Source organism: Nevskia sp., from assembly GCF_051860985.1.
Taxonomy (GTDB): Bacteria; Pseudomonadota; Gammaproteobacteria; order Nevskiales; family Nevskiaceae; genus Nevskia.
The window spans coordinates 38,650-62,430 of the sequence record NZ_JBIMKV010000021.1 but is presented as its reverse complement, the minus strand read 5'-3'; the positions used below and the strand labels follow the sequence as shown (position 1 = coordinate 62,430).

22 protein-coding genes are annotated in these 23,781 nt (G+C 67.6%); 6 read left to right on the top strand and 16 right to left on the bottom strand.

The features are described 5' to 3' along the window. Nucleotides 1-309, top strand: a 309-nt coding sequence (locus ACTIGJ_RS17290) for a transposase (protein WP_439641567.1), incomplete at its 5' end; no start/stop codon positions are given. Nucleotides 310-389: 80 nt separating this feature from the next. On the opposite strand, the gene ACTIGJ_RS17285 is transcribed toward ACTIGJ_RS17290, so the two are convergent. Next, entirely contained in the window at nucleotides 390-1,733 is a 1,344-nt protein-coding gene (locus ACTIGJ_RS17285) for an AAA family ATPase (protein ID WP_439641566.1), read from the bottom strand. Nucleotides 1,734-1,865: 132 nt separating this feature from the next. Beyond that, nucleotides 1,866-2,288 carry a hypothetical protein gene (locus ACTIGJ_RS17280; RefSeq protein WP_439641565.1) on the bottom strand — a complete coding sequence of 141 codons (423 nt, stop codon included), beginning with the start codon at nucleotides 2,286-2,288 and terminating at the stop codon, nucleotides 1,866-1,868. A gap of 156 nt (nucleotides 2,289-2,444) precedes the next feature. On the opposite strand from ACTIGJ_RS17280, the gene ACTIGJ_RS17275 reads away from it, so the two are divergent. Then, complete coding sequence (locus tag ACTIGJ_RS17275) at nucleotides 2,445-2,831, top strand: hypothetical protein (protein WP_439641564.1); 387 nt, start codon at nucleotides 2,445-2,447, stop codon at nucleotides 2,829-2,831. On the opposite strand, the gene ACTIGJ_RS17270 is transcribed toward ACTIGJ_RS17275, so the two are convergent. Beyond that, complete coding sequence (locus ACTIGJ_RS17270; protein ID WP_439641563.1) at nucleotides 2,750-4,387, bottom strand: amidase family protein; 1,638 nt, start codon at nucleotides 4,385-4,387, stop codon at nucleotides 2,750-2,752. The two genes, ACTIGJ_RS17275 and ACTIGJ_RS17270, sit on opposite strands and share 82 nt — an antisense overlap. Before the next feature lie 173 nt (nucleotides 4,388-4,560). Here ACTIGJ_RS17270 and ACTIGJ_RS17265 point away from each other — a divergent pair, with 173 nt between their 5' ends. The 4 genes from ACTIGJ_RS17265 (at nucleotide 4,561) to ACTIGJ_RS17250 (ending at nucleotide 9,905) form a co-directional block, all read left to right on the top strand. After that, nucleotides 4,561-5,805, top strand: coding sequence for a hypothetical protein (locus tag ACTIGJ_RS17265; protein WP_439641562.1), 1,245 nt, complete (start codon nucleotides 4,561-4,563; stop codon nucleotides 5,803-5,805). Between the two features lie 277 nt (nucleotides 5,806-6,082). Beyond that, nucleotides 6,083-6,823: a hypothetical protein gene (locus ACTIGJ_RS17260; protein WP_439641561.1), complete on the top strand. Its 741-nt coding sequence runs from the start codon at nucleotides 6,083-6,085 to the stop codon at nucleotides 6,821-6,823. Nucleotides 6,824-6,962: 139 nt separating this feature from the next. Next, nucleotides 6,963-9,290 (top strand): amidase family protein, encoded by a 2,328-nt coding sequence (locus tag ACTIGJ_RS17255; RefSeq protein WP_439641560.1) that lies wholly within the window; start codon nucleotides 6,963-6,965, stop codon nucleotides 9,288-9,290. A gap of 114 nt (nucleotides 9,291-9,404) precedes the next feature. Beyond that, complete coding sequence (locus ACTIGJ_RS17250; protein ID WP_439641559.1) at nucleotides 9,405-9,905, top strand: flagellar hook-length control protein; 501 nt, start codon at nucleotides 9,405-9,407, stop codon at nucleotides 9,903-9,905. Nucleotides 9,906-9,980: 75 nt separating this feature from the next. Here ACTIGJ_RS17250 and ACTIGJ_RS17245 read toward each other — a convergent pair whose 3' ends face one another. The 13 genes from ACTIGJ_RS17245 to ACTIGJ_RS17185 all read right to left on the bottom strand — a co-directional run bounded on the left by ACTIGJ_RS17245 (nucleotide 9,981) and on the right by ACTIGJ_RS17185 (nucleotide 23,750). Next, nucleotides 9,981-10,766 (bottom strand): penicillin-binding transpeptidase domain-containing protein, encoded by a 786-nt coding sequence (locus ACTIGJ_RS17245; RefSeq protein ID WP_439641571.1) that lies wholly within the window; start codon nucleotides 10,764-10,766, stop codon nucleotides 9,981-9,983. Between the two features lie 169 nt (nucleotides 10,767-10,935). Next, on the bottom strand, nucleotides 10,936-11,550 hold the full coding sequence (locus tag ACTIGJ_RS17240) for a YitT family protein (protein WP_439641558.1): 615 nt from the start codon (nucleotides 11,548-11,550) through the stop codon (nucleotides 10,936-10,938). Between the two features lie 69 nt (nucleotides 11,551-11,619). Beyond that, nucleotides 11,620-12,450: a shikimate 5-dehydrogenase gene (locus tag ACTIGJ_RS17235; protein WP_439641557.1), complete on the bottom strand. Its 831-nt coding sequence runs from the start codon at nucleotides 12,448-12,450 to the stop codon at nucleotides 11,620-11,622. A 129-nt stretch (nucleotides 12,451-12,579) separates the two neighbouring features. Continuing rightward, the gene (locus ACTIGJ_RS17230) at nucleotides 12,580-12,984 is read right to left on the bottom strand and encodes an acetamidase/formamidase family protein (protein WP_439641556.1); all 405 of its coding nucleotides are present in this window, start codon (nucleotides 12,982-12,984) and stop codon (nucleotides 12,580-12,582) included. A gap of 185 nt (nucleotides 12,985-13,169) precedes the next feature. Then, nucleotides 13,170-13,793: a hypothetical protein gene (locus ACTIGJ_RS17225; RefSeq protein WP_439641555.1), complete on the bottom strand. Its 624-nt coding sequence runs from the start codon at nucleotides 13,791-13,793 to the stop codon at nucleotides 13,170-13,172. A gap of 204 nt (nucleotides 13,794-13,997) precedes the next feature. Further along, nucleotides 13,998-15,605 carry an amidase gene (locus tag ACTIGJ_RS17220; protein ID WP_439641554.1) on the bottom strand — a complete coding sequence of 536 codons (1,608 nt, stop codon included), beginning with the start codon at nucleotides 15,603-15,605 and terminating at the stop codon, nucleotides 13,998-14,000. 15 nt (nucleotides 15,606-15,620) lie between these two features. Then, entirely contained in the window at nucleotides 15,621-17,264 is a 1,644-nt protein-coding gene (locus ACTIGJ_RS17215) for an amidase family protein (protein WP_439641553.1), read from the bottom strand. A 43-nt stretch (nucleotides 17,265-17,307) separates the two neighbouring features. Next, complete coding sequence (locus ACTIGJ_RS17210) at nucleotides 17,308-18,924, bottom strand: amidase family protein (RefSeq protein ID WP_439641552.1); 1,617 nt, start codon at nucleotides 18,922-18,924, stop codon at nucleotides 17,308-17,310. A 15-nt stretch (nucleotides 18,925-18,939) separates the two neighbouring features. Then, a complete protein-coding gene (locus tag ACTIGJ_RS17205; protein ID WP_439641551.1) occupies nucleotides 18,940-20,589 on the bottom strand; it encodes an amidase family protein in 1,650 nt (549 codons plus the stop codon). A gap of 160 nt (nucleotides 20,590-20,749) precedes the next feature. Further along, entirely contained in the window at nucleotides 20,750-22,177 is a 1,428-nt protein-coding gene (locus tag ACTIGJ_RS17200) for a tetratricopeptide repeat protein (protein ID WP_439641550.1), read from the bottom strand. Nucleotides 22,178-22,182: 5 nt separating this feature from the next. Then, nucleotides 22,183-22,869: an energy transducer TonB gene (locus ACTIGJ_RS17195; RefSeq protein ID WP_439641549.1), complete on the bottom strand. Its 687-nt coding sequence runs from the start codon at nucleotides 22,867-22,869 to the stop codon at nucleotides 22,183-22,185. 11 nt (nucleotides 22,870-22,880) lie between these two features. Further along, nucleotides 22,881-23,285 carry an ExbD/TolR family protein gene (locus ACTIGJ_RS17190; protein ID WP_439641570.1) on the bottom strand — a complete coding sequence of 135 codons (405 nt, stop codon included), beginning with the start codon at nucleotides 23,283-23,285 and terminating at the stop codon, nucleotides 22,881-22,883. A gap of 51 nt (nucleotides 23,286-23,336) precedes the next feature. Beyond that, complete coding sequence (locus ACTIGJ_RS17185) at nucleotides 23,337-23,750, bottom strand: ExbD/TolR family protein (protein ID WP_439641548.1); 414 nt, start codon at nucleotides 23,748-23,750, stop codon at nucleotides 23,337-23,339. Between the last annotated feature and the right edge of the window lie 31 nt (nucleotides 23,751-23,781).

The window sequence follows — 23,781 nt, the reverse complement described above, 5'->3', positions numbered from 1 at the left end:
GTCTATGGCGATCAGGCGTATCGGGGCCAGAAGGACCTGCTGGCGGTCCATGCCCCGGAAGCCAAGGACTTCACCAACCAGCGCTACCGGTACAAGGGCATCGTCGACGAGGTGGAGCGGATGAAGAACCGGACCAAGTCGAAGATCAGGGCTCGGGTCGAGCACGTATTCGCGGTGATGAAGCTGAAGTTCGGCTTCACCAAGGTGCGCTATCGGGGCATCGAGAAGAACGCGCACCGGCTGAACGTGACGGCAGCACTCGCCAACCTGTTCATGGCGAGGAAACATTTGCTCGCGTTGCAGGGGTAATCCGCCCGAAAGGCGGAAAACCGGGGTTGTTCAGAGCCCCGGAGCAGCAGATTGAGCAGAAAATCGCCAGCTCGGCGGCTTCATACGAAATTCGCAACCCGTGACTCCACTGGGCGCGGGTTATTCAGAGATTCCCTAAGGGACAGTACGCGCACATTTTTTTCCTGCAGCGTCCGCACCTCGGCATCAGTCCTATCGTCGCGATCTACTACACGCGCAATCTCAACATGCGGAGCTAGCGCAGTTAATAGGCGCCCCACGCCTCGAGGGTCGTTCTCAATGTCATTGGCGTTTCCAGCGCCAAGGAATACAACATGTGGATATTCAGATTGAAAAATCTCGTTGTAACACTCAGCATCAAAGTCGCGGCCACCGTCGACGCGACCGCCCTCGCATAGCACCACCTGTTCCGGTGTCACGTAACCTGCGAGATCGTCGAGAGCAATATGTATCGCCCGCTTCCAAAACGGTCGATTCGGCTCTATCGGTCGCAATGTTGTTGGCAGATCGAAGTTCACCCCATCAAAGTCAAGAAATACAACAGATCCGCTATGGCTCTGCGCAAGATCGCGGGCACGCCGCATCATCCCGATCGAGTGTGTTGCAAGCCACAACTGACTGTTTGCGGGTATAGCCCGATACAGTTCGTCGAGAAGCGCGCCTTGCAAACCTGGCGCCATGTGGGCTTCTGGCTCGTCAATGAAAAAAACTGTGTCGTCAAACTCCTTTTTCTTAACAAATATGTCAAGAAGAAGATCGAACGCGGATTTTTCACCACCTGATAGATTTTTATAGAGAAACGCTTGGCTATCGCCTTTATCGAAGCGAAATGTTCCGGCCGAAAGAGGGTTTCCGAGGCTATTCAAAACTAGGCCGGGAAAAAGCCTTTGCATTGCATCGCGAATCTCGCCAATAAATTTCTCTCTAAACTCGGCCATCGTCAGTGATGGATCAGCGCGCTCATACACCTCCTCGAATCCTTGGGAAACCAAGCGGCGATAGTTCAAGCCCACAGCCTGATCGTTGTCAATAAGTCTGCTAATTCGGAATTCTTGCGTTGCCGGAGACACCCGAGAAAGGCTATCAAGCGAGAACTCCGGGTCGTTCCGGTATGCGGAACGGACGTACAGTGCTTTTCGTTTTTCTGCTTCCGAGGAAGGCTGAGGGTCGTGGAATTGAACGGCCACGGAATTGTTCCAATTGGTGGAAGCCCCAGCAATCTGTTTTCGATGATAGTTTTCGTCCCAGGCATTGCTTCGCGCAAAGTGTCCTCGATACCACATGTGGGCGGCGTCGATAAGTGACGATTTTCCGCACCCATTGGGACCTGCAACAATAACCAGCCGTGCGGTTCCAGGGATGTCGGCAATGGTGGTTTCTGTAAATCGCTTGAAGTTTGTGAGTTTTATTTCGCGAATTTTCATAGCACACCCTTCTTTATTGTAGTTTTTGAGCAGTCGGTTGCCGCTCAACGCCAGCGTAAGCCTCAGCCCTGCCGTAGCTCAGCGGAAGCAGGCCAGTCGCGTGGAGCGCATAGTTGGATCTGCCGCAACCACTTAGAGCGATTTTTCATAATTGCTTGATGCAGAAACCTCTGCACCAGCACATATGGAAGCGCAAGCGTCTTTTGAGATAACTAGCTTGCTGGCGTCCGGCGAAATTCCGAAATAGCACATGTAGCCAAACGCCCGATATGAAACCGGGATGCGTGTTGGATTTTCCGCGACGCGAAACTTCATCTCGATGCGTTTGGCATGATCAGGCGCATATGAAAGATTATCTTCTATGCCCGAGAACGATAAATCTGAGGCATAGAGATTGAAGCCAGGACAAGCGGCCAGAACCTTTGGCCATGCTTGTTCAACCACCTGCTTTATTTCGGGCTTGACGTCAGCAGGAATGACAATAGCAAGCGGTTTATCTTCCGAGCACGCGGTTAGGCTGGCAGCAAGTAATAGGGATACGACGAAGGCCTTCATGTGAGTATCTCGTTTATTAGTCCAACGCCAAACTGGGGACGTACCCCGTCCCGTTAGATAGTCCCCTAATCCTGCGCGCCGGTCCGCCAACGTGGTCACAAAAATCGGAAATCCTCGCAGCGCAAGGTGGTTGTCCCAAGAAACGGGACTGACGATATGGAAAACGGGACGTCGGCCGCAAGCGTAGCCCGGATAGCGCGCAGCGAAATCCGGGAGGCGCGATCGCCAGGAAGAACATCATCCCGGATCTCGCGTTGTTCAATCCGGGCTCCCTTGCTGACGGCGCTGCGCAAGCTGTATTCGGCGCAGCGCGGCTATTCCCAGCGCCGCTACGACGATCTGCCGAGCGTGCTGAACCTGCAGCGCCAGGCCGGCCGGCTGGCAGCAGATGACCTGGCCGACATCGACGCGCTGCTGACTATCGCCGCCGCACTGAAAGCCGACGGCGGAGCGGCGTGGCTTCAGCGGCCGATCTGCTCGCCCGGCAGCGGCGGCGTCAGCACTGGCAGCCGGCGTGCCCGGCTTTTCTGCTCGAAGGCGTAGCCGAGCGCGATCAGCTTCGGTTCGCTGAACGCCGGGCCGAAGAACGAGATGCCGACTGGCAGCCCGCCGGCGGTGAAGCCGGCCGGCACGATCAGATCCGGATAGCCGCTGAGGTTGGCGAAGTTGGTGGCCGAGCGGCCTTCCGGGCCGCCGGTGACCGGATCGAGATCGGTGCGCGCCGGGCGCTTCGGCGAGGTCGGGTAGACGATCGCATCGAGCCGCTGGGCTTTCAGCAGGCCGTCGAGCGCGGCGCGCACCAGCGGCAGCGCGTGGTCGCGGACGCTCAGGTAGGCCGGATCGTCAAGGCTGCCGCTGGCGGCTTCCTGCTTGAACAGGTTCCAGCGCGTCGGGTTGGGGATCATCCCGTCGGTCGGTGCGGTCAGCGCTTCGACGCCGGCCATCAGCTCGGCATGCGACTTCGGATAGCCCGGCTTCAGCGTCTTCAGATAGTCGCCGATCTGGCTGCGGAACTCGGGCCGGCGGATGGCGTTGTAGAACTCGGCGCGGCTGTCGAGCAGCCATTTCGGATAGCGCACGTCAACGATCGTCGCGCCGGCCTTGCGCATGGTGCTGAGTGCGGTCTCGATGACCCAGTCCACTTCCTCGTCCTGGCCCATGAAGTCGCGGGCGATGCCGATCGTCGCGCCGTTCAGCGCATCGGCCTTCAGGTATTTCGTGTAGTCGGTCTCGAACCGGCCGGCGCTCTTGTCGGTGGCCGGATCGGCCGGATCGACGCCGGTCATGGTGCCGAGCGATACCGCGATGTCGGCGACGCTCAGGCCCATCGGGCCGCCGGTGTCGAAGCTCAGCGCCAGCGGCACGATGCCGTCGCGGCTCAGCAGGCCGTGCGTGGGCTTCAGGCCGACGATGCCATTGGCGGTCGACGGGCCACGGATCGAGCCGCCGGTATCGGTGCCGAAGCCGAGCGGCGCGAACACCGCCGCCAGCGCCGCGCCGGTGCCGCCGCTGGAACCGGACGGCGTGCGCGTGAGGTCGTGCGGATTGCGGGTGCGGCCGCCGAGCGAGCTTTGCGCGCCGCCGGAGGCGAACTCGGAAAGATTGACCTTGGCCAGCACGATCGCACCGGCCTCGCGCAGGCGCCGGACCATGTAGGCGTCGTCCGGCGGGATCGAGCCCTTCAGCAGGAAGGAGCCGGCGGTGGTCGGCAGATCGGCGGTGTCGTAGTTGTCCTTCAGCAGCACCGGAATGCCGTGCAGCGGGCCACGCAGCTTGCCGGCCTTGCGCTCGCGGTCGAGCGCCTTCGCGGTGTCGAGCGCCTTCGGGTTCAGCGTGATGACGCTGTGGATCGCCGGGCCGCGATTGTCGTAGGCCTCGATGCGCTTCAGGTACAGCGACACCAGCCGCTCGCTGCTCAGACTGCCGTCGGCCATCGCCTGCTGCAGCTGCGGGATGCTGGCCTCGGTCAGCGGCAGCGGCGCGGCCTGCGCGGCCGATCCGCCCGCCAGTCCGCCGGCCAGCAGCACGGCGGCGGTGACAATCGGCAGGACCCGCAGACGGCGCAGGAACGGGACAGGCTTCGGTTCTGGACGGCGCATCGGAATTCCTCTTCGAGAAACGGCAGGCAGCGGCCCGCGGCCGCCACCTTCTGCTGACGCCTGGTGTCCGTCGCGCCCTACCCCGACGCCCTGCAGTGCCCCGCATTGCAACGGCCGCCGAAACCCGCGAGCCTCCGCTGCCGCCGTCCGGGCGGTGTCCGTACTCGCCTGCCATGTCGCGCTGCCTGCCCTTGTTGCTGCTGCTGATGCTGCTCGCACCGCTGGCGCGCGCCGATGAGTCCAGCTGGTTCGACGATCTGCAGCGCGACACGCCGATGCGCAGGGCGCGCATCGATGTCGCCGGCCCGGAACCGGCCAGCTTCACCACGCTTGGCGTCGCGCCATTCCTGACCGCGCAGGCGCTGGCGACCTCCGATTTCTCGATCGAGGCCGCCCAGGTGTTCGACGACCAGGGCCGGCCGCGCGCCGCGCTGGGTGTGGACTTTGCGCCGGCCCAGCTCGGCCGCTCGCGGCTGGCGCTGGCCGACTACCAGCACAACCGCCGCAAACGTTTCGTGTCGCGCATCCAGCTGTCGCTGGCGGTCAGCCGGGGTGAAAGCGCGCAGGACCTCAGCACCCGCTTCGCGCCGACTCTGCGCCTGGTGCTGCATGAACAGCGCGACCCCCGCGTGCACCGCGGCCCCGGCTCGCTGCGCGACTGCTTCGAGCGGCGCATCACGCCACCGTCTACGGCCCGCGATGCCTATCTGGCGCAGGTGGCGGCGCTGCAGGCGCTGGATGAGCGGCTGCGCGCCGGCATCCACGATCCGGCCGAACGCACCGCGCTGCTGCAGCAGCGCGCCGAGGTCGCCGCCGAGATGCAGCGCGCCGACGCCCGCTATCGCGCCGAACTGCATGTGCTGGCGCGGCAGGGCATGCGCGACTGCCGCGACGATCCGGAAGTGGCCGCCTACACCTGGAACGCCACCGGCCATGCGATCGGCCTGTCGCCGACCTTCCGCACGCTGGCCAATGGCGTCGGCGCGCTGGAACCGCGCGGCTTCGTCGCCTTCGCGACCACCGCCTACGGCTTCGATGCGCTGGGCACGCAGCCGGACTGGACGCCGTCGTTCCTCGGCCGCCACGCGCAGGTGCTCGGCCAGCTGCTGTGGCGGCACGGCGAACCGCTGCCAGACCCGCAGGCCGGCGGCCGCTATGTGACGGCCGACCAGCTCGCCGTGTCGACCCGCCTGCGCGGCGGCACCGCGCCGTGGAGCGCCAACCTGGAAGCCGCGCTGCTGCTCGACGCCTTCCGCAACGGCGACCGCGACAACTACCTGAAGCTCGCCATCGGCGGCGATCTGCATCTGGGGCGCGGCACCTGGCTGAGCCTGAGCATCGGCCGCACCCTGTCGCGCGCCCGCCTGGGCGACCAGACCTCCGGCGGGCTGACCGTGAAGAAATCGTTCCTGGACTAGGGTCTTTCGCGTGCGCTCGGCAGCCGGTGGTGATCCTGCCTGTCGGGACGGTTCTCGACGGTGGGCGTCCGCGCCCGATGCCGCCGACCTGCAACGGTGCCGGCAGGATTGAGCGCGGCCCTCGCTGGCCTGCGGGAGCGGAATGTTCCAGGCTTTCGCACTCCCTTTGCTTCCGCCGACCGCCGAAGCAGGCGATCGACGAACGCGGCCGTGGATGCGCCGGCGCAATGCCGGAATCGGCGACCGCAAACGACTCCCCGCCGCCCGGAGCCTTGCCGTGAAAATCCGATTGCTCGCTGTCGCTGTCCTTGCGTTCGCCGCTCCGGGCGCTCACGCCCGGCCCCCGCTGCAGGTACCTGCCGGCTTTCTCTATTTCGGCGACTGCGAGGAGCAGACGGTGCTGCTGAACTATTCGGCGTCGCAGTTCGCCGGCCTGCTGCCGCCGGGCTTCGCGTTTCCCGGCAACGGCCGGCGGGCGTCGGTGCATGTCTCCGGCTCGTCATGCGCCGTGGGCAGCGAAGGGCGGCCGAGCAACGAGCTGATCGCCTTCGTCGAGGTGGTGCCACCGGTGGCGTTGCAGGCGACGGGCATCGAGGCCTACGGCATCTTTCTGGGCGCGATCACCGAAAGCCCGGCCACCGTGGCCGGCTTCACGACGCTCGGCTTCGGCGATCGGGTCGAACTGGGCATGGTGGAGGTCAGCGTGAAGACGCTGCTCGGCACCCGCAACGGCAAGACCCGGGCGATCGGTCCGCGCACTCGGCTGACCACGACGACCGTGGCAACCGGCCCGCTGTTGAAGTTTCCAGCGGCGGCGGCGCGCCTGTTCCGGGTCGAGAACCAGGTGGTCACGCACGCAATCGAAGGCCGCTACACGGCGCAGACCGCCAAGGTCGGCACCGGCACCGTGCTGCAGGCTGCCGGCGGCTTCCTGCCGATGCCGTTGCCGCTCGGCGTCGGGCTGGCCAGCCACACCATCGGTTACGACCTCAGCATCGAGCCGATCCCGCTGCCCTGACCGCTGGCGGGCCGGGACGCGCGCCGGTTGGACGGCGCGGATCGCTCCGGACAATGCGATTGATGGTGGGGGCCGGCTGATGCCAGCCGTCTGAGCCAGGGTCATGGCCGCTTCGGCCAGCGCATGCCGGAGCGCCGTCTTGAACAGGTCTCGCGCAGCAACCCGCCCCACGCCCGCCCGCCGTCTCGCCGGCATCGGCACTGCGCTGCTGCTGGCGTTGGCGGCTACCAGCACGGCGAGCGGCGCCGCCGATTTCGAGGTCGTCGAAGCGACGATCGCCGACACCCAGGCCGCGATCAGCAGCGGCAAGACAAGCTGCCGCGACATCGTGCAGGCCTATCTCGATCGCGCCCGCGCCTACAACGGTGTCTGCACAGCGCTGGTGACGCCGGATGGCCGGAAGATCGCCGCCGCCAGCGGCTATGTCCGCGCTGGCAAGGCGCTGGCGTTCCCGACCGCGACGGTCAAGGCCTCGTCGATCTTTCCGGACCTCGGCCGTTACCAGGGCCTGCCGCTCGAGTACGGGCAGATGGCGCACACGGTGTCGGACCCGGCGGCGATGACGCAGACCGGCATGCGCGTCGGCCTGCCGGACGCCGGTCAGCTCAATGCGCTGGAAACGCTGAACCTGCGCGGCGAACGCTCGGTGACCTGCAAGGGCGACTTCGATCGCCATCCGTCAAAAGGCCCGCTGCCGAAGGATGCACCGGCGGTCTGCGAAGCGTTCCGCCAGCAGCCGGATGCGCTGGAGCGGGCCGCCGAACTCGATGCCCAGTACGGCCGCCAGCCGGATCTGGCGCAGCTGCCGATGTACTGCATCACGGTCGCCGTGAAAGATGTCTACGACACCCGCGACATGCGCACCACGGCCAACAACGACGTGCACTTCGCGATGGACGCACCGCCGGCCGACGCGACCATCGTCGCCCGGCTGCGGGCGCGCGGCGCGATCATCTACGCGAAATCGGTGGCCCACGAATTCAACGGCGGCCCGGGCGATCCGGGCGGCCCGAACAAGGCCACGAAGAACCTGGTCGCCGGCGGCCAGACGATGGGCAGCTGGGGCGGCCAGAGCTGCAATCCCTATGACACCGAGCGCGTTTCGCGCGGCTCCAGCGGTGGCTCCGGCGTCGCGGTGGCGGCGAATCTCGTTGCGATCGGCATCTGCGAGCAGTCGGGTGCGTCCTGCCAGGGGCCGGCGTCGCGCAACGGCATCGCCAGCCTGCTGACCACCAAGGGCCTGCTGCCGGACAACGGCGGCATCGGCTACCAGTGGTTCAACGATCGCGCCGGCATCCACGCGCGGACGCTGGTCGATGCCGTGAAAGTGTTCGATGCGCTGCGCGATCCGGTCGACGGCTACTACGACCGCCGCGACGCCTTCACCGCCGTGCCGAAGGCGCTGGTGCCGGCGCAGCCGTACGCTGCCGCCATCGTCAACGCCGTGGCCGCGACGCCGGCGGCCGCGCCGCTGCGCGGGCTGCGCATCGCCATCGTGCGCGAGCACATGGTCAAGAAGACCGCCAACCATGTGGCGATCTCCGACCAGATCGACGGCGAGATCAAGCGCGTGCTGCGTGACCAGCTCGGTGCCGAGCTGGTCGAGCTGCGCGCCAGCGGCTATCCGGATGATCCAGCGGTGCCGGATGTCGCCTACCACTTCGGCGACGCGCTGTCGGAACTGCTGCCCTGGGCGATGCCGGAAATCTTCCAGCGGCGCGGCAAGGACGGCCAGCCGCTGTTCGCGGTGCCCGGCCACGACGTGACGTCCTACGACTACCTGCTGAAGCTGGCCCGCCGCGCGGCGCCGCTGACCGATGCGGTGAACATCGCCAACTTCGCGAGCTTCGGCGCGCTCCCCTGCCAGCCCGCGCTGTGCGCGGACTTCGCGTTCGACATCGACCGCTACCTTCAGCAGCGCGGCGATGCGCGGATCAGGACCTGGGCCGACTGGGTCGAGCACGCGATGTTCCGCGAAGACAAGTCGCTGGCCGGCGCCCGCAACTGGGCGCAGTGGCAGGGCCACCAGCAGGCCGGCAAGGCCGATGCGCTGGCGCGCAGCCACATCGCGCGGCTGGCCCTGCTGCGGGTCATGTACGAGAACAGGATCGATGTCTTCGTGCATCCCGAGAACATCGTGCCGACGCCGAAGATCCAAGGCCCGAACGTCGGCGCGATCAGCCTCGACGGCATCACGCCGTTCTTCCAGATCCCGCGCGTGGTGGTGCCGGCCGGCGTCACCCGCACGATCGTCGAACCGGTCTATGCGCTCAACGAGGACCGCAGCGATTACCTCGCGGTGTTGCCGCCGAATGCCAAGCCAAAGCCGCTGAAGCATCCGCTGCCGGTGTCGATCACCTTCTTCGCCGGCCAGGGCGAGGAACCCGTGCTGATCCGCGTCGCCACCGCCTACGAATCGGCGACCCGGCATCGCCTGCCGCCGCCGGCCTTCGGCCCGCTGCGCTGAGCCGCCCCCGCGTTCGCCCCTGTGGTGAAAACCACGGGCGGTGTCGCCGCAAAGTTAAACTCCTGTCAATGTTCGGTCCGCAGCACCGAATCCACCCCGATCAAGGAGAACACCATGCAAAGCATTCGCTACATCCTGCTGGCCGCGCTGTGCGTGGCGGCAACCGCTGACGCCGCCGGCGGCAAGGGCATGACCTGGACCAAGCGCTCGCACGACAGCACGCTCGGCATCGACTCGGTGAACTGCAACGGCGGCGCCCCCGACGGCTGCAATCCCTACCAGGGCGACATGAGCTGCAAGGCGATCCTGCCGGTGCTGTGCGTAAAGAACGACGGCTCGCCGCGCCCGCCGTACACAGCCACGCCGGGGGAGTTCTACGACGGCTGGCTGGGCGGCCATCTGTCGGCCACCTTGCCGATCTACGGCGATGCTCTGCGCTCCCGCGCGACCGGCGATCAGCTGTGCAGCACCTCGTTCGGCAGCGGCTGGCGGATGGCCGAATTCCACGACAACCCGTCGGGCGGCTGGGGCTTCCGCGGCTACGGCAACCTGCGCAGCAACCAGCATTTCTGGGTCGCGATCAACGACCAGCCGGGCAACTGCTGGAACCGCTGAACGCGCCACCGCGCGCCATCCAGCCGCATCCGCCACGAGGGCCGCAACATGCGGCCCTCGTGCGTTGCGGCCCGCTCAGTCGCCGTCCGGCAGCGCGCCCAGCGCGACCAGGCACCTCCGGGCCAGCGCCCAGCGCTGCGGCAGCTGCTCCTCACCGGCGATATCCATGTTCAGTGCGAACGGCTGGCGCTGATCGCCGCGCCGCAGCCAGCCCACCACCCAGCCGATCTGCGGCCGGGTCGCCGTCGACCAGCCGGTCTTGTAGTGCAGCGCGTGGTCGGCACTTTCCGCCTGCAGCGTGATCGCTTCCAGCGCCTCGACATGCGCCGGGCGCAGCGGCAGCGCCTGCCGCAGCAGGCGATCCAGGAACTGCACCTGCTCGACCGCCGAGATCGCCAGCGGCCCCTGCAGCCAGAAGCGGTCGACGACGCTGCCGATCTCGCCGTTGCCGTAGTCGAGCCGCCGGAGCATCGCCGTCATCCGCGCCAGGCCGATGCGGCGCGCCAGTTCCTGATAGATCGGCACCGCCGAGACCCGGATCGCCTCGCGCAGCGACATGTCGTGCTGCCATTCAGGTCGCGGCTGCGGCTGGCCGCCATAAGGCAGCACCTGGTCGACGCTGTCGACCGCGCCGGTTTCCAGGCCGATTAGCGTGTTGACGAGCTTGAAGGTCGAGGCCGGGCTGTAGCGGCGGTCGGCGCGCGCGCCGCCGTCGACCTGCAGGCGACCGTGCTGGGGATCAAGCAGCACGAAGGTGGCCGCCGCGCCCGGCGGCAGGCAGGTCACCGCCACGCGCGGTGCGGCGGCGGCCGACGCTCTGCTGCCGGCCAGCAGCAGCACGGTGGTCAGCAGCGATCGCAATAGTCGCCATCGCCATGCCGATTTCAGCGGCACAGGACTGCGGAACAGCCGGCGGCGGCAAGACGATGCGGACATGGCGGGCGACTCGGGCAGTGACGGGCCTGATCTGCAAGACGCGGCTGCCGCCCGATCCCCCCGGTGCATCGCGCAGCCCGCCTGCGTTGGCGGCTCAGACGCCGAGATAGCGCCCCGGCCGGTGGTTCAGCGCCAGGATCGCGCCGATCGCCAGCGCGCCGACCACCGACTGCAGCACCCGCTCCGGCGGCACCAGCCGCAGCGCGGCCAGCACCACCAGCACGTCGACGGTCATCTGCACCTTGCCGGCGCTGTAGCCGCGCGACTGCTGCAGCCACTGGGCGACGATGTTGACGCCGCCGACGCTGGCGCCGTGGCGCAGCAGCGCCAGCAGGCCGAAGCCGATCAGGAAGCCGCCGAGCACCGAGGCCAGCCAGGGGTCCAGGAATTCGAAGCGCACCACCTTCGGCGCCAGCGCCGTGCAGACCGCCACCAGCGCCACGGCGATGAAGCTCTTGGCGGTGAACAGCGGCCCGAGCCGGTACCAGGCCAGGCCGAAGAACGGCAGGTTCAGCACGAAGAAGAACAGCGCCACGCTGCCGCCGCTGGCATAGCTGATCAGGAAGGCGATGCCGGCGACGCCACCGGTCAGCAGGCCGGCATGGGCAAACATGGTCATGCCCAGCGCGACGAACAGCGCGCCGGTGACCAGCGCCTGGGCATCGTCAAGCCAGTTGTGGGCGATCGCGTCGGTGGCAGGCCTGTTCATGAGCGCCAGTCAAGCACGGCCCGTGCCGGCCGGCCAGCGCCGTGCGGATCAGCGTGCCGCTGCTCCTGCTCAGGCCGCGCGGGCAAAGGCGGCGGCGGCTTCCACCTGGGCGGCCGAAGGCTGCACGCCCGTATACAGCACGAACTGCGCAAGCGCCTGCAGCACCGCGACCTCGGCACCGCAGATGCAGCGCCGGCCGTGGCGCTGCGCGGCCTGCATCAGCGGCGTGTCGACCGGCAGCGCCACGACATCGAACACCGTGTCGGCAGCGGCGATCAGGGCATCCGGAAAGGCCAGCCGCGTGGCGTCGGCGCTGCCGGCCATGCCCAGCGGCGTGGCGTTGATCAGCAGCGACGCCGTTTCCCCGTCGAAGTCCGGCGTCCAGCGGTAGCCATAGCTGTCGGCCAGCGGCCGGCCGCGCGCCGCGTTGCGGGCGACGATGGTGCCGTGGCGGTGGCCGCGATCGCGCAGCGCCGCCGCCACCGCCTTGGCCATGCCGCCGGCGCCGTGCAGCAGGAATGGCGTGTCCGGCCCGATGCCGGCCTGCGCCAGCAGGCTGACGATCGCCGTGTAGTCGGTGTTGTGGCCGGTCAGGCGGCCGTCGTCGTTGACGATGGTGTTGACGCTGTCGATCGCCGCCGCCGAGCTGTCGAGGCCGTCGAGCAGCGGGATCACCGCTTCCTTGAACGGCATCGAGATCGCGCAGCCGCGGATGCCCAGCGCCCGCACGCCGCCGATCGCCGCCGGCAGGTCGGTGGTGGTGAAGGCCTTGTAGACGTAGTCCAGCCCGAGCAGCTCGTAGAGCCGGTTGTGGAAGCGGGTGCCGAAGCGGCCGGGCCGCGCCGCCAGCGACATGCACAGGCGGGTGGCGGGACCGAGCGGCGGTTTGACGGACGACATCGGCAGGCACCGGATGAACGAGTGGAACGCCGATTATCCGCAGGCGGCGGCCGCAATGGGCGACCGCGGCGCCGTCATCGGCTCCCCAAGCTCAGCGCTGCGGGTGCGACGCGGAGCAGGCGTCGCGCATCAGTGCCTGACCAGCAGCGACTTGCGCATCTTGGCCACCGCCGTGAACGCCGGATCGACGACGTTGGCGATCTCCAGTTCGGCCGCCTGCCCCATCAGCAGCTGGGCGCCGCGCTCGGTATAGCCGTAGTCGGCCATCAGCCAGCGTTGCAGCTCGCTGTTGGCGTGCTGCAGCGCTTCGCCCAGCGGCCGGGCGCTGCCCAGCACCATGATGTAGTCGTCGTTCTCCAGCCGGGGGCAGGCGATGGGCTTCTGCTTGACCAGCTCGACCGAGAACTGCACATCCATCGAGGTTTCCAGACCGCTGCCGACCAGCTCGCCGTGGCCCTGCCGGGCGTGGCCATCGCCGATGTAGAGCAATGCGCCCGGCTCGAATACCGGCAGCATCACCGTGGCACCGGCCACGACACCGGCTAAGGGTCTGCTGACGCTTGTTTGGGTCGCTGCGCTGCAGGTCAAAAAATCGCCAGGCGAGGCGCGAACCGCAGGCCATAGCAACCTATGGCCAAGGTTCGCAACGAAGTCCTGGCGATTTTTTGGCCGCAGCCCTTCGGGACGGGGCCGTTTGGGCCCATTGCTGCTTCGATTCGTCACGACCATGGAACCACCATGGCCGCTCCTCGCTCATTGCACTGGGCCCAAACGACCTCCGCCGCAGCGACCCAAGCAAGTGTCAGCAGACCCACGTCCATGTTGCCGCCGAAGTTGCCGGGCGTGCTGGTGGCGATCGCCTGCTTGCGCTCGGGGGCGACGCCGACGCAGCCGAGCATCGGATTCAGCGGCAGCTCGAGATTGCCCGGCTGGATCGCGGCGTCCTCGAGCCGCGCCCGCCCCTTGTCCTTGTCGATCAGCCAGATCACCCGCTTCGGCTCGCGGTCGACGCGCTCGGCGATCGCCGCCGGATCGACCGTGTACGGCGCCAGCAGCGAGCCGGAAAACGCGGTGCCGCGGTTCGGCTCGATCTTCTCCAGCCGCACCACCAGCATGTCGCCCGGCTCCGCGCCCTCGATGAAGAACGGCCCGGTTTCCGGATTGCCGCGACCGGCCACGGTGACGCCATTCCAGTCGGCACCGCCGGCATCGATGGTCTTGGTGATCACCCGGTCGCCCGGCTTGATCCTCAGCGCCACCGGATGGGCGCCGGAGAACGTCGTGTAGTAGTCCTTGGCAACGTAGGTGTGGGTCGCCGCCTGTGCGGCGCCGGTAACCAGCAACAGCAGGCCTGCTGCGATCGGACGGCGGAGTGGGCGTGAGATGTGGCGTGTGACGTGACGTGTCATCTGGCCGGTCATGGCGAGCCTCGTATCGGCGTCATCCACGCAGTGGCCGGCGTGCACGACGATCGGCAACAAAAAGCCGGCATCCGATCCGCGCGGGGCCATTTCCCGCCGTGATGACCGGATGCCGGGATCTCAACCTCAGTACTCGAAACGCTCGCCGGGCAGCGGCGGCGTGGTGGCCGGCGCCACCCGGTGCCGGGTCGCCTGCTCGTAGCTGTAGGCGTAGGCCAGCAGCTTCGGTTCGCTCCAGGCCGGGCCGAAGAACGAGATCGTCACCGGCATCTTGTCGCGGGTGATGCCGGCAGGAACGATGACGTCCGGGAACTGCGTGACATTGGCGATGCTGGTCAGCGACGGCGTCGGCGGCCGGTCGACGATGTAGGGCGTCAGCGGGTCGATGATTTCCGGCTGCCGCGAGCGCGTCGGATAGACCAGCACGTCGACCTTCTTTTCCTCCATCAGGCCGAGCACCGCGCCGCGCACCGCCGGCATCGCGTACTGCTTGGCCGAGGTGTAGCTCAGCGCGGTCAGCGGCGGCCGTTCGCCCAGCGCCTTGAAGCGCGTGTAGACGCTGGGATGCGGCTGGAACTCGCCCTGCGGCGCGGTCAGCTTGATGCCCTTCTCGGCCAGTTCGGTGACGGTCTTCGGAAAGCCCGGCCGCAAGGTCGCCAGATAGTCGAGGTAGTTGTCCTTCACCTCGGCGCGCATCGGCTCCATGACCACGGCGCGGTTCTGCATGACGATCGCCGGGTAGTGGACGTCCTCGACCAGCACCGCGCCGAGCTTTTCCAGCTCGGCGAGGCTTTCGTCGAACACCCGGTCGACTTCCGGATCGGTGCCGGCCAGATCGCGGATCACGCCGACGCGGACGCCCTTCAGCGCGTCCTTCTTCAGGAACGTCGTGTAGTCCTTGTAGCCGAGCCCGGCGCTGCCGCTGGTCAGCGGGTCCTTGGGATCGACACCGGTCATGAAGCCCAGCGTCACCGCCGCGTCGTAGACCGTGCGCGCCATCGGCCCGCCGGTATCGAAGCTGAGCACGCAGGGCATGATGCCGGTGCGCGAAATCAGGCCATTGGTCGGCTTGATGCCGACCACGCCGTTGGCCGACGACGGCCCGCGGATCGAGCCGCCGGTATCCGAACCCAGCCCCACCGGCGCGAACCAGGCGGCCAGGCCGGCCCCGGTGCCGCCGCTGGAGCCGGCCGGATGGCGGCGCGGATCATGCGGATTGCGGGTCTGGCCGAGACGCGAACTGAAGCCGATGCCGCCGTGCGCGAACTCGTCCATGTTGACCTTGGCGAGGATGATCGCGCCGGCCTCGCGCAGCTGCTTGATCGATGGCGCGTCCTGATACGGCACCGACTTGGCCAGCAGGAACACGCCGCCGCTGGTCGGCATGTCGGCGGTGTCGTAGTTGTCCTTCGCGAGCACCGGAATGCCGTGCAGCGGCGAGCGCCGGCCCTTCTTCTTGTACTCGGCATCGAGCGCCTTGGCGGTCTCGATGGCCTTGGCATTGAGCGTGATGACCGTGTTCAGCGACGGCCCCTTCTTGTCGTAGGCGGCGATCCGCGCCAGGTACAGGCGGGTCAGCTTTTCGTAGCTCAGCGCGCCGGCATCGACGGCGGCCTGGATGTCTTCGATGCCGGCGTTCTGCAGCTCGAAGGTCTTGGCCTCGGCGACACTCGACAGGCCGAAGGCGAGCGCGATGCCACAGAGCAGCGCGCGATGCGCGGGAATGGTCTTCATGTCAGGGCTCCCGGATCAGTAGGTCAGGACATCGCCGGGCAGCGCCGGCGTGTGCTTCGGTTCCACCAGCGCGTGCGTGGCCTGCTCGAAGTCGTAGCCGTAGCCGAGCAGCTTCGGCTCGCTCCAGGCCGGGCCGAAGAACGAGATCGCCACCGGCAGACCGTCCGGCGTCATGCCGGCCGGCACGATCAGATCCGGATAGCCGGTCTCGTTGGCGAAGCTGGTGGCGCTGTCGGTGCCGGCGGTCGGCTGCGGCGGCTTGTCCGGCACGATCAGCGTCGCCGGCTTCGGCGAGGTCGGATAGACGATGGCGTCGACCTTGTACTTGCTAAAGATCGCATCGATGCCCGACTTCACCGCCGCCAGCTGCTCGTTCTTCACTGCGAGATAGGCCGGGTCATCCAGCGTCTGGGCGATCGACGCCGTGTACTTCAGCGCGTACGCCTTGCCGGGCGACTTGAATTGGGTCTTCGGATCGTTCGACAGTGCCACCACCTCGTCGAAACTCTTCGGATAGCCGGGCTTGGTGGTTTTCAGGTACTGGGTGACCTGGGCCTTGAACTCGGTCGACACCAGCTGGTTGTAGATCGGCTGCTTGGCGGCGATCAGGTAGTCCGGGTACTTGACGTCGACCACCGTCGCGCCCAGCGCCTTGAGCTTGGCGACGGCGGCGGTCATCACCGCATCGGTGCCGGCGTCCTTGCCGGTGAAGTCGCGGGCAAAGCCAATCCGCGCGCCCTTCAGCGAGCCGGTCTTCAGGAATTTCGTGTAGTCGGGCTCGATGTGGCCGGCACTCTTGGCGGTGGCCGGATCGGCGGGATCGACGCCGGTCATCACGGTCAGAGAAGCGGCGATGTCGTAGACGCTGCGCGCCATCGGGCCGCCGGTGTCGAAGGACAGCGCCAGCGGCACGATGCCGTCGCGGCTCATCAGGCCGTGAGTCGGCTTCAGGCCGACGATGCCGTTGGCGGTCGACGGGCCGCGCACCGAGCCGCCGGTATCGGAACCCAGGCCGAACTGGCCGAACACCGCCGCGATCGCCGCACCGGTGCCGCCGCTGGAGCCGGCCGGGCCGCGCGTGAGGTCATGCGGATTGCGGGTCTGGCCGCCCATCGAGCTGCTGCCATTGGGCACCGCGCCAGCCTTCAGCACCGCCGGATCGGTGGCGCCGCTGACGCTGCCGCCGCTGCCGGCCCACTCGGACAGATTCACCTTGGCGACGATGATCGCGCCGGCGTCCCGGAGCTTCTTGACCACGTAGGCATCGTCCGGCGGGATCGAGCCCTTCAGCAGCTGCGAGCCGGCCGTGGTCGGCAGATCGAAGGTGTCGAAATTGTCCTTCAGCACGATCGGTACGCCGTGCAGCGGGCCGCGCACCTTGCCGGCCTTGCGCTCGGCATCGAGCGCCTTGGCGACGTCGAGCGCCTTCGGGTTCAGCGTGATCACGCTGTTGATCACCGGGCCTTTCTGGTCGTAGGCCTCGATACGCGCGAGGTACGCCTGGGTGACCTGCACGGCGCTGAGCTTGCCGCTGCCGTAGGCGGCCTGGAGGTCGGCGATGGTGGCGGTGGCGAGATTCAGGCTGGCGGCCTGGGCGGGATGGGTGAGGCTGCCGATCGCGAAGGCGAACGCGAGGGCGGACTGCTTGAGCGGCGTCATGGGAAGCGGTTCCTCGAAGGGGAGCGGCGGTGGATGCAGGCGATCAGGGCAGCAGCGTTTCGCCGGCCAGTGGCGGCGTCGCGGCGGGTGCCCGGCGGTGATGGGTGGCGGCCTCGTAGCCGCTGGCGAGCCGGATCAGCGTCGGCTCGGTGAACGGCTTGCCGAGGAACTGCACGGCGAACGGCATGCCGTCGGAGGCGAAGAAGCCGCCCGGCACGACGATGGTCGGCAGGCCGGTATAGGAGGCGATGGCGTTGCGGTTCTCGCTGCGCGCGCCCGGTGCGGCCGGCGGGTTCGGCGTGGCCTTGAAGTCGTCGGCGAGCGCGGTGCGGTACGGCAGGATCAGGCCGTCGAGCTGGTACCGGTCGATCAGCCCGGTCAGCGCCTCGCGCATCACCGTCTGGTGCTTCATCGCGGCCAGCAGTTCCGGGCTGTGGTCGATCGGCCCGTACTGGTAGGACTCGACGATGCGCGGCTTCACCAGCGCCCCGCCCTTGGCGATCATCTCGGCAACGCTGCGGATCGGCGCGCTGGCCGGCAGCCGGGCCAGGTAGGCGTCGATCGCGGTGGCGACCTCGTAGCGCGGCGCATCGGCCAGCGTCTGGCTGTCGGCCAGCCCAAGGCCGGTGTCGACCGGATCGACGATCACCGCGCCGGCCGCCTTGAAATCGGCGATCGCCTGCTCGAACAGCGCCCGGCCCTCCTCGTGCACCGGGCCGCTGCGCACCATCTCGCGCAGCACGCCGAGGCGCGCGCCCTTCAGGCCGGTCTTCGACACGAAGCTGGCGTAAGACCGCTCGGGCAGCTTGCCGATGCCGGTCTGGGTGGCGAGATCGGCCGCGTCATAACCGGCGATGACATCGAGCACGGCGGCGCAGTCGGCGACGCTGCGGCACATCGGCCCGCCGCTTTCCTGCGACGGACTGCTCCACATCATGCCGGTGCGGCTGACGAGGCCGTGGGTCGCCGAGATGCCGACCAGATTGGCCAGCGTGCTGGGGATGACGATCGAGCCCGTGGTATCGCTGCCGAGGCCGACGGTGCCGAACCAGGCGGCGATCGCCGAGCCGGTGCCGCTGCTCGAACCCCCGGTCGATTTCTTCGCGTTGTAAGGGCTCAGCACCGGCCCCTTCAGCGAGCTGCCGCCGGGCGCGGCGACGCCGTACCAGTCCGACTGGTTGAGCTTGGCGAGGATCACCACGCCGGCCTTGCGCAGGCGATCGATGACGAAGGCATCGCGATCCGGCTGCGAGGTGGCCATCGGCTTGAAGCCGCCGGAGGTCGGCAGATCGCGGGTGTCGAAGACATCCTTGGCCAGCAGCACGATGCCGTGCAGCGGCGAGCGCGGACCCTTTTCGCGGCGCTCCTTGTCCAGCGCCTTCGCTTCGGCCAGCGCGCGCGGGTTCAGCGTGATGACGCTGTTCAGTGCCGGCCCCTTGCCGTCGTAGGCTTCGATGCGGGCCAGGTAAAGCCGCACCAGCTGCTCGGAACTCAGGCTGCCGCCGGTCATCAGCGCCTGCAGCTCGGTGATGCTGGCGGTGGCCAGGTCGAGCGAGGCCTGTGCCGGGCTCACGCAGGCCAGCGCTGCAGCAACCGCCAGCGCAGCCAGCGGACGGCGCGTCAGGCGGGCCGTCAGACAGGACATCGGGATGCGGGTCATCGGCCGGCCCCCGCGTCAGTTGCGCATCGCCAGGCTGTCGCCCGGCAGCGGTGGCGTGGTCTTCGGCAGCACCCGGGCTTTGGTGGCCTGCTCGAAGTCGTAGCCGTAGCCGAGCAGCTTCGGCTCGCTCCAGGCCGGGCCAAAGAACGAGATCGTCACCGGCAGGCCGTTCGGGGTGATGCCGGCCGGCACGATCAGATCCGGGTAGCCGGTTTCGTTGGCGAAGCTGGTTGCCGACAGGCCGCCGGCCGACGGTTCGCCGATCAGGGTCGCCGGCTTCGGCGATGTGGGGTAAACGATGGCGTCGAGCTTGTCGGCCGCGAACAGCGCATCGATGCCGGCCTTGATCGCCGGCAGGCCCTGGTTCTTGGCGGCGAGATAGCGCGGGTCGTCGAGCGGCAGGGCGATCGACGCCGTGTACTTCAGCGCGTAGGCCTTTTCCGGCGCGCGGTAGCCGGTCTTAGGATCGTTGGACAGCGCCACCACCTGCTCGAAGGTCTTCGGATAGGCCGGGCCGGTGGTCTTCAGGTAGTCGGTGATCTGGGCCTTGAACTCCGACGACATCATCAGCGTCAGCAGCGGCTGCTTGGCGGCCAGCAGGTACTCCGGGTACTTGATGTCGACGACCGTCGCGCCCTTCAGCCGCAGCATCTCGATGGCGCGCGCCATCACCAGATCGGTGCCGGCGTCCTTGCCCATGAAGTCCCGCGCGATGCCGATCCGCGCGCCCTTGAGCGCGCCGCGCTTCAGGTACTTCAGGTAGTCCTGCTCGGCGCGGCCGGCGCTCTTCGCGGTGGCCGGGTCGGCCGGATCGACGCCGGTCATCACGCCGAGCGCGACCGCCAGATCCTCGACGCTGCGCGCCATCGGCCCGCCAGTGTCAAAGGAAAGCGCCAGCGGGATGATGCCGTCGCGGCTCAACAGGCCGAGCGTCGGCTTCAGGCCGACGATGCCATTGGCCGACGACGGCCCGCGTACCGAGCCGCCGGTGTCGGTGCCGAGGCCGAACTGCGCGAAGGCAGCGGCGATCGCCGCGCCGGTGCCGCCGCTGGAGCCGGACGGGCCGCGCGCCAGATCGTGCGGATTGCGGGTCTGGCCGCCCATCGAGCTGCTGCCGTTCGGCACCGTGCCGGCCTTGATCACTTCCGGATCGGTGGCGCCGCTGACGCTGCCGCCGCCCCCGGCCCATTCCGACAGGTTGACCTTGGCCAGCACGATGGCGCCGGCCGCGCGCAGCTTCTTGACCACAAAGGCATCGTCCGGCGGCAGCGAGCCCTTCAGCAGCTGGCTGCCGCCGGTGGTGGGCAGGTCGACGGTGTCGAAGTTGTCCTTCAGCACGATCGGAATGCCGTGCAGCGGGCCGCGCAGCTTGCCGGCCTTGCGCTCGGCATCCAGCGCCCGTGCCAGTTCCAGCGCCTTCGGGTTGAGCGTGATCACGGTATTCAGCACCGGGCCTTTCTGGTCGTAGGCCTCGATGCGGGCGAGATAGAGGCCGGCGAGCTTTTCGGCACTGAGCGCACCGGATGCCATGGCCGCCTGCAGGTCGGCGATGGACGCCGACTCCAGTTCCAGCGCCGCCGCCGGTGTGGCGGTCCATCCGGCGGCCAGAGCAGCGCAGGTCGCCAGCGCCAGCGACAGGGGTTTGAGCTTGGATGCGGCTTTCATCGCGATGGCTCCGGTGAGGCGTGCAGCGGCGGGTGACCCGGGCACAGCCGGGCCCTGCGGCACGCCACGGGGCGCGCCGGTCAAAGGGATTCAGGCGGGATGGCCCGCCGGGTGGCCGTCAGCCGTGGCGGGCTGACGGCCACCGCAGCGGCCGAAAGGCTCAGTCGGCGCGACTGGCCACGGTGGCCGCCCCCGCATCGCGCGCTGCCGAGGCATCCGGCGCCGCGCCCGGTGCGGGCTGGGTCGACAGCGAACGCAGCCATTCGCTGGCCTGCGCCCGGGTGTCGTCATAGGCCACCGATTTCTGCAGCGCCGCGATCGCGCCCTTCAGGTCGTTGGCGCCGTAGTGGGCAACAGCAATGCGGAACCAGGCTTCGCCGGGCTTCTTCAGACCGCCTTTCTCCAGCGCCCGCTCCAGCATTTCGCGGGAATCCTTCCAGCGCTCCTGATCGCCGTACATCGCACCGAGGCGGAAGTAGTACTCGCCGCGCTCGGCCATCGCCGCCAGCTGCTTCAGCGTGGCTTCGGCCTTGGCGGTCTCGCGGGCGTTGATCCAGGCGTTCGACACCGACTCCAGGTTCTTCTCGTCGAGCGGCAGCTTGTTGTCGGCGATCGCCTGATCCATCAGCTGCGCGGCCTTCTGCGGCTCGCCGATGATCATGTAGGTGTTGTAGAGATTGCGGATGTCGTCGGCGCTGGCCAGCATCCCCTGCCGCTCGGCCAGCGCCAGCACCGCCGCCGCCTGGGTGCTGTCTTCCATCTGCAGCAGCACGCCGGCCAGCTGCTTCCAGTAGTCGGCCTTGCCGGTGTTCACCGCGATCAGCTGCAGCAGCGTTTCCGCCGAGCCCTTGTAGTCCTTGGCCTCGTAGAGCAGGCCGAGCTTGAACTGCACCCAGGACTCCTTGACGACCTTGCTGGCCGCCAGCGCGATGTCGACCTCGGCCAGGGCTTCCGGGTAGCGCTTGCGCTCGGCTAGCGCGCTGGCCAGGAACACGTGGGCATCCGGCGACACCGGATTGCAGGCCTTGGCCATGTAGTCACGCAGCGCTTCGATGCCGGCGTCGAACTGACCGCTGGCGACATAGAGCTGGCCGAGGTTGAAGCGCAGCTGCTCGCTCTGCTGCAGCGACAGCGCGTTGTAGGACAGCGCCTTGGCGAAGTACGAGGCCGACGCGGCGAGGTCGTTCTTCTCGGAGTAGCCGATGCCGAGGTTGTAGTGGACCACCGCCTTGTCGTAGTCCTCGCCCTTGGTCACCAGCTTCTTGAGCTTGTCGATCGCCAGATCGGTCTTCTTCTCGCCGAGCAGTACGGACGCTTCCCGCAGGTCCTCGACGAGATCCTCGCTGATGTTGGCGGTTGCCTTCTGCTTCGACGGCAGGCACTCGGCGCGCACGCCGGCCGCGATCATCGCCGCTTCCTTGGCGGCAGCGATCTGGGCCGGTGTCTGCCGGACCGGCTGCGGATTCGGGCTCTGCGCCAGGGCCGCGCCGCTGGTGGCCAGGCCGACGGCGGCAAGGGCCATCAGCCGGTGCCAGCCCTGGACGCGGGTGGCGACGGCAATTGCAGTGGCTGGATGCTGGTAGCTCATGGTCATCACTCCGCGGCGCTCAGGTTGAACTCGATGCGCTGCACGCCGTGGAACTCGACGGCCTTGCCGTCGACGGTCTTCGGCTTGAAGCGCCACTTCTGCACGGCGGTCACGGCGGCCGCCTCGAACAGGCCCTTCGGCTTGGCCTCGACGACTCTCGCCTTGCGGACGCTGCCGTCCGGGTTGACGGTGACATCGATCAGCACGTAGCCATTGATGCCGCCGCGCCGCGCATCTGCCGGATAGGTCGGCGGAATGCGCTGCAGCGGCACCAGATCGCTGTCCATCGCGCCGGCCAGGCTGCCGGTGCCGCCGCCGGTGCCGGCGGACATGCTGCTCGGCAGGCCGAGGTTGGTCGGAATGCCGATGCCGGCGGATGGTGCGGCGACGTCGACATCGATCTTCATCTTCGACGGCGGTGCCGGCGATTTCGCCGGTGGTGGCGGTGGCGGCTTGCGCCGCTCGGTGGCTTCCGGCGCGCTGTCGCGCTTCAGGCGCACGAAATCGATGGTCGGCAGGTTCTCCACCTTGTTGACGCCGTGACCGCTGACGTGGATCACCGCGTACATCAGCCAGAAGAACAGCAGCGACGTGACGATGGACGTGCACAGTGCGGTCATCCAGCGGGTGCCGAAGCTGGCCTTCGGCAGGTTCAGCTCGAACTCGGTCGCGGTCGTGGTTGCGGGTGCCATGGCGTTCTCCTTCAGGCCGGGGGAGCGGCGGCAATGGAGACATCGCCGATGCCGCCGAGCTTGACCTGGTCCATCACCTTGGTCAGCACGCCGGTCTGCGATTCCTTGTCGGCGATGATCACCACGGTGTCGTCCGGGCGCTCGATGTGGAGCCGTTCGATGGCACCGCGAATCTCGCCGATGCCCATGCGGCGCTTGTCCATCCAGATGTCGCCGTTGGGGCGGATGGCGATCAGGATGTTGCCGCTGTCCTTGTGTTCGGCGGTCAGCGCCTGCGGGCGCGTGACCTGGATGCCGGACTCCTTCACGAAGGACGTGGTGATGATGAAAAAGATCAGCAGGTTGAGCACGAAGTCGAGCATCGGCGCGAGATCGATGCCGGTCTCCTCGGATTCTTCGGCGTGGCGTCTGGACATCATGGCGACGGAACTCCCGGTAACGCGTGGTGGAGGAAGCGCGGTGCGGCGTCAGCTCTTGGTGGGCGCGATCGACACGGCCTGCACGCCGCCCTGGCGGACCTGGTCGATGACGTCGACGAGGATGCCGGTGGCGGCACCCGGGTCGGCGGCGACCACCACCGGGTCATCCGGCTTCTGGGCGTGCAGGCTTTCGATCTTGGCGCGCACCGAACGCTGGTCGACGACCTTGCGATCGACCGTGATCTCGCCATTGGCGGCGATCAGGATGACGATGCTGCTGCTCTCGCTCTTCTCGGCCGACGTGGAAGAATTCGGCCGGCTCACGGTGATGCCGACTTCCTTCAGGAACACGGCCGTGATGATGAAAAAGATCAGCAGGTTGAGGACAAAGTCGAGCATCGGCGCGAGATCGATGCCGGTGCTCTCCTCCATGTGAACGATGCCGCGCTTGCGCTGGCGCATGAGCTGGTTCCCCGCTTTCGGTCAGTAGATT

Excerpts from the sequence above, each read along its gene's own strand:
- ACTIGJ_RS17250 (WP_439641559.1), top strand. The coding sequence starts at position 9,405 with ATGCAAAGCATTCGCTACATCCTGCTGGCCGCGCTGTGCGTGGCGGCA.
- ACTIGJ_RS17205 (WP_439641551.1), bottom strand. The coding sequence starts at position 20,589 with ATGAAAGCCGCATCCAAGCTCAAACCCCTGTCGCTGGCGCTGGCGACC.
- ACTIGJ_RS17210 (WP_439641552.1), bottom strand. The coding sequence starts at position 18,924 with ATGACCCGCATCCCGATGTCCTGTCTGACGGCCCGCCTGACGCGCCGT.
- ACTIGJ_RS17220 (WP_439641554.1), bottom strand. The coding sequence starts at position 15,605 with ATGAAGACCATTCCCGCGCATCGCGCGCTGCTCTGTGGCATCGCGCTC.
- ACTIGJ_RS17280 (WP_439641565.1), bottom strand. The coding sequence starts at position 2,288 with ATGAAGGCCTTCGTCGTATCCCTATTACTTGCTGCCAGCCTAACCGCG.
- ACTIGJ_RS17190 (WP_439641570.1), bottom strand. The coding sequence starts at position 23,285 with ATGTCCAGACGCCACGCCGAAGAATCCGAGGAGACCGGCATCGATCTC.
- ACTIGJ_RS17185 (WP_439641548.1), bottom strand. The coding sequence starts at position 23,750 with ATGCGCCAGCGCAAGCGCGGCATCGTTCACATGGAGGAGAGCACCGGC.
- ACTIGJ_RS17200 (WP_439641550.1), bottom strand. The coding sequence starts at position 22,177 with ATGAGCTACCAGCATCCAGCCACTGCAATTGCCGTCGCCACCCGCGTC.
- ACTIGJ_RS17235 (WP_439641557.1), bottom strand. The coding sequence starts at position 12,450 with ATGTCGTCCGTCAAACCGCCGCTCGGTCCCGCCACCCGCCTGTGCATG.
- ACTIGJ_RS17215 (WP_439641553.1), bottom strand. The coding sequence starts at position 17,264 with ATGACGCCGCTCAAGCAGTCCGCCCTCGCGTTCGCCTTCGCGATCGGC.
- ACTIGJ_RS17270 (WP_439641563.1), bottom strand. The coding sequence starts at position 4,387 with ATGCGCCGTCCAGAACCGAAGCCTGTCCCGTTCCTGCGCCGTCTGCGG.
- ACTIGJ_RS17275 (WP_439641564.1), top strand. The coding sequence starts at position 2,445 with ATGGAAAACGGGACGTCGGCCGCAAGCGTAGCCCGGATAGCGCGCAGC.
- ACTIGJ_RS17265 (WP_439641562.1), top strand. The coding sequence starts at position 4,561 with ATGTCGCGCTGCCTGCCCTTGTTGCTGCTGCTGATGCTGCTCGCACCG.
- ACTIGJ_RS17195 (WP_439641549.1), bottom strand. The coding sequence starts at position 22,869 with ATGGCACCCGCAACCACGACCGCGACCGAGTTCGAGCTGAACCTGCCG.
- ACTIGJ_RS17240 (WP_439641558.1), bottom strand. The coding sequence starts at position 11,550 with ATGAACAGGCCTGCCACCGACGCGATCGCCCACAACTGGCTTGACGAT.
- ACTIGJ_RS17285 (WP_439641566.1), bottom strand. The coding sequence starts at position 1,733 with ATGAAAATTCGCGAAATAAAACTCACAAACTTCAAGCGATTTACAGAA.